The organism is Paraburkholderia sp. (assembly GCF_035501035.1).
In the GTDB taxonomy this organism is placed as follows: Bacteria; Pseudomonadota; Gammaproteobacteria; order Burkholderiales; family Burkholderiaceae; genus Paraburkholderia.
The window spans coordinates 1-4,304 of record NZ_DATJWR010000418.1; the positions used below are offsets into that span (position 1 = coordinate 1).

Here is a 4,304-nt window from a genome sequence, read left to right on the forward strand (position 1 = left end):
GTGATGCACGGCGGCGTCGATATCCTCGACCGGCGCCACGACGAGCGGGTTGTTGCCGCCCATCTCCAGCGCGAGCACGATCTCGGGCCGTCCGCCGAACTGGCGATGCAGCAGCGTGCCCGTGTCCGAGCTGCCCGTGAAGAAGAGCCCGTCGATCTGTTTATGATTCGCAAGCGCAATGCCTGTGTCGCGCTCGCCCTGCACGAGGTTCAGCACGCCGGCGGGCAGGCCCGCTTCGCGCCACAGCTCGACCGTTGCGCGCGCAACTTCCGGCGCGAGTTCGGAAGGCTTGAAGACCACGGCGTTGCCCGCGATCAGCGCGGGGACGATATGGCCGTTGGGCAGATGGCCCGGGAAGTTGTACGGACCGAACACGGCGACGACGCCATGCGGGCGATGACGCAGCACCGCCACGCCGTCGGCCATCGGCGCGCGTTTCTCGCCGGTGCGCTCGCCATAGGCAGTGATCGAAATCGCGACCTTCGCGGCCATCGACGCCGCTTCGGTGCGCGCTTCCCAGAGCGGCTTGCCGGTCTCGCGGCCAATGGCCTGGGCAAGCGTTTCCTTCTTTTCGGTGACGAGCGCGGCGAAGCGCTTCACGATCTCGCAGCGCGCTTCGAGCGGCGTTTGCGCCCACGCGGCGAACGCGCGGCGCGCGGCGTTCACGGCGCGATCGACATCTTCGGCGCTCGCGGCATTGCCGCTCCACACGGTCTCGCCCGTGCCGGGGTTGCGCGAAGCGAACGCGGGGCCCGAGGCCGCGCACCACTGTCCATCGATGTAAAGCTCGTTCATGTTTATCCCTTTTGTTGCTTCTGCGCCGGGCCGAGCACACGCACCGGCTGGCCCGCCGCGACGTTCAGCGCCGCCGCTTCCTGGGCGCTCAGCGTGAACACGCCGTCGTGCACGACGCCAGGCGCGAAACCCACGCGAAAATCGCCGAGCGAGGTATTCGACACAAGCGAGCGCACGCCCTCCCCGGCCTGTGTCTCGCCGATCTGGACCGGCACCACCACGCTGTCGCGCACCGTGCGCAAGTCGCCGATATGGCATTCGAGCACCGGGCCCGCGTCGAAGATGTCGACGTGATTCTCGTAGCGCAGCCCCTCGGCTTCGAGCATGCGGCGCGCCGGAACCGTGTCGGCGTGCGTGAGGCCCACGCACGCCTGCGCCTCCTCGGGCAACAGCTCGACGTACACCGGGTAGCGCGGCATCAGCTCGGCGAGAAACGACTTGCGGCCGTGCGAGCTCAGATAATCGGCGGCGTTGAAATCGATTTGATAGAAGTGCGAACCGACTGCGCGCCAGAACGGCGACGTGCCTTCGGCGTCGAAGTGGCCGCGCAGCTCGGCGCACAGGCGCTCCGGAAAGCGCTCGCGAAACTGCGCGATGAACATGAAGCGCGAGCGCGAGAGCAGGCCGCCCATCCCGCCCGTGCGATAGCGCGGCGAGAGAAAGAGCGAGCACACCTCAGCGTAGCCCGTGAGGTCGTGCGAGATATTGAGCGCGCGCATGCGCGTCCAGATGCCGAGTTCCTGGCTCGCGTGCACCACGGTGCTCACGCGATAGTTGTAGAACGGCTGCTCGAGCCCCACCGCCGCTTCGATGCCGCATACGCCGGCCACGTCGCCCGTGGCCGTGTCTTCCATCACGAAGAAGTAGCCGGCTTCGCGCGGCGCGGCCTCGCCTGCGAGCGTGCGCCGTGTGCGCTCGATGCGCGCCTTCAGCGCCTCCCGGTCGGGCTTGAAGGTGGTGAGGCCCGGGCCCGTTTCATGGGCGAGCGCGACGAGCGCGTCCACGTCGCCCGTTTGCACGACGCGTACCACGATCATTGTGCGTCTCCCATATAAGCGTCTTCTGTTTGCGCGGTGGCGCGATAGAGCGGCGCGCAGCGCACAGGCTCGCCGTCCTGCACGCCGAGCGCTGCACGCGCGGCGGCGTCGAGCGGCGCGACGGCGCTCTCGCCCTGCTCGTGCTGCGGCAGTGTCGCGAGCACGCAGCGGAATTCGCCCGCTCGCTGGCTCGCGACCAGATACGCCGCGCCCTGCGCATTCGCACGAGCCGCGCCGGCCGCACCAGCGGCGCTCGCGGTCTCGCGCACCGTGCGCGTCTCGTTGCCGGCCACCGAAGCCGTGCGGTCCACCTGCGCGGTCAGCACCGGGCCCGCATCGAAGATATCGACGTAGCGGTCCGGCTCGAAGCCTTCTTCCAGATGGATCTCGTAGGCGAGCAACGCGCTCGGATCGGGCTCGCCGAGCACGCGCTGCGCCGGCTCCGGCAAGAGCGGCACGTAGAGCGGATAGGCCGGCATCACCTCGGCGATGAACGTGCGGCTGCGCCCGCCCGACGCCATTTCGATGTCCTTGAAGTCGCGCCCGAAGAACTTGCGCCCCACCGCTTCCCAGAAAGGCGAGACGCCCGCGTCGTCGGTCACGCCGAGCAACAGCGAGAACACTTCGGGCGTGAAGCGGCGGCGGTTCATCGCGATATACATCATGCGTGCGCGCGACATCAGATGCGCGGCCGCGTCGCCGCGCAGCGAAGGCTCGATATAGAAGCCCGCAAGACGGCTCTTGCCCGTCAACTCGTGCGACATCGTGAGCGCGTGGATCTTGCGGTTCACGTGCAACTCGCGCGACGCGTGGATCAGCGCGTCGTTGCGAAACGCGTAGAACGGCTCGGCGTAGCCTGCCGCCGCCACGATGCTCGACGTGCCGACGAGCCGCCCCGTGGCGGCATCTTCGAGCACGAACAGATAGAACTCCTCACCAGGGAAGTCCACCTCCGCGCGAAACGAGTCCTCGGAAAGCGCGATGCGCGCCTCGAGCGCCGCGCGGTCGTGCGGCAGCGAATGCAGCACCGGCTGCGCGGTGCGCGCCATCTGGGCGATCGCATCGAGATCGGCCAGTCTGGCGGGGCGAACGAATAGCATCGTCGGTCCTGTGAGTGCGGTGGGGTTGCGCTGGGGTTGCAAATTGTCGGATGGCGCGCGGCGTTCAGCGCGCGCCGATGACGTCTTCGAAAGCCTGTTCGAGGCGCGCGAAGCCCTCGTTCAGATCGGCTTCCGGAATGATGAGCGACGGTGCGAAGCGCAGCACGTCCGGGCCCGCGATCAGCATCATCACGCCGCGATTCGCGGCCGCCGCGTTGAAGTCCTTGGCGCGGCCCGCAAAGCGCTCAGTGAGTTCGGCGCCGATCAGGAGGCCCTTGCCGCGCACTTCCCTGAACATGTCGAAACGCTCGTTGAGCTTCGCGAGCTTGCCGCGAATCGTCTCGCCGCGTGCACGCACGCCCGCCAGCACCGCCGGGTCGCTGACCAGCTCGACCACTTTGGCCGCGATCGCCGCGCCAAGCGGATTACCGCCATAGGTCGTGCCATGCACGCCCACCTTGAAATGCGCAGCGATGGCCTCGGTCGTGAGCATCGCGCCGATCGGGAAGCCGTTGCCGAGCGCCTTGGCCGTCGTGAGGATGTCGGGCGTGACGCCCGTATCTTCGTAGGCGTAGAAGTGGCCCGTGCGGCCCACACCCGTTTGCACCTCGTCGAAAATCAGCAGCGCGCCGTGCGCATCGCACGCTTCGCGCAGCGTGCGCAGGAACGCGGGATCGGCGGGAATCACGCCACCCTCGCCCTGCACCGGCTCGACGATCACGGCGCAGGTCTGCGCGCCGATGGCGCGCTTCGCCGCTTCGATATCGTTGTACAGCAGATGCGTGATGCCGCCCGGCACGGGACCGAAGCCTTCCGAATACTTGGGCTGGCCGCCCACGCTCACGGTGAAGAACGTGCGGCCATGGAACGACTGCGTGAACGAGACGATCTCGAACTTGTCGGCGCCGTGCCGATCGAACGCCACGCGGCGCGCGAGCTTGAGCGCTGCCTCATTGGCTTCCGCGCCCGAGTTCGCGAAGAACGCGCGGTCGGCGAACGTGAGCGCTTCGAGCTGGCGCGCGAGACGCAGCACCGGCTCGTTGGTGTAGCCGTTGCCGATGTGCCAGAGCTTGCTGCCCTGCTCCTGCAGCACGCGCAGCAGCTCCGGATGCGCGTGGCCGAGCGAGGTCACGGCGATGCCGCAGGCGAAGTCGATGTAGTCGCGGCCGTCGGTATCCCACACGCGCGAGCCGACACCGCGATCCGGTACGAAGGCGGCGGGGGAAAACACCGGCACCATGACTTCGTCGAAGGTCTGGCGTGTCACAGTCAGGTCGTTCATGGCAAATCCTCGTTACGGGTGAGAGGTAATACAGCTAGTGTAGGAAACCGCGCGCGATACGTCTTGCGCATACGCGACGCTTTCTATGGG

At 67.7% G+C, this 4,304-nt stretch carries 4 protein-coding genes; all 4 read right to left on the reverse strand.

Annotated elements, in window-relative coordinates:
- A partial coding sequence (locus VMJ11_RS29910; protein ID WP_325624420.1) for an aldehyde dehydrogenase family protein occupies window positions 1-795 on the reverse strand: 795 nt, incomplete at its 3' end.
- Window positions 796-797: 2 nt separating this feature from the next.
- Window positions 798-1,832, reverse strand: coding sequence for an arginine N-succinyltransferase (astA, locus tag VMJ11_RS29915; RefSeq protein WP_325624422.1), 1,035 nt, complete (start codon window positions 1,830-1,832; stop codon window positions 798-800).
- Window positions 1,829-2,932 carry an arginine/ornithine succinyltransferase subunit alpha gene (aruF, locus tag VMJ11_RS29920; RefSeq protein WP_325624423.1) on the reverse strand — a complete coding sequence of 368 codons (1,104 nt, stop codon included), beginning with the start codon at window positions 2,930-2,932 and terminating at the stop codon, window positions 1,829-1,831. The genes astA and aruF overlap by 4 nt, the downstream gene beginning before the upstream one ends.
- 64 nt (window positions 2,933-2,996) lie before the next feature.
- On the reverse strand, window positions 2,997-4,214 hold the full coding sequence (locus VMJ11_RS29925) for an aspartate aminotransferase family protein (protein ID WP_325624425.1): 1,218 nt from the start codon (window positions 4,212-4,214) through the stop codon (window positions 2,997-2,999).
- Between the last annotated feature and the right edge of the window lie 90 nt (window positions 4,215-4,304).

Bases quoted from the DNA above. Each gene is read 5' to 3' on its own strand.
- astA (WP_325624422.1), bottom strand. From the start codon at position 1,832: ATGATCGTGGTACGCGTCGTGCAAACGGGCGACGTGGACGCGCTCGTC.
- VMJ11_RS29925 (WP_325624425.1), bottom strand. From the start codon at position 4,214: ATGAACGACCTGACTGTGACACGCCAGACCTTCGACGAAGTCATGGTG.
- aruF (WP_325624423.1), bottom strand. From the start codon at position 2,932: ATGCTATTCGTTCGCCCCGCCAGACTGGCCGATCTCGATGCGATCGCC.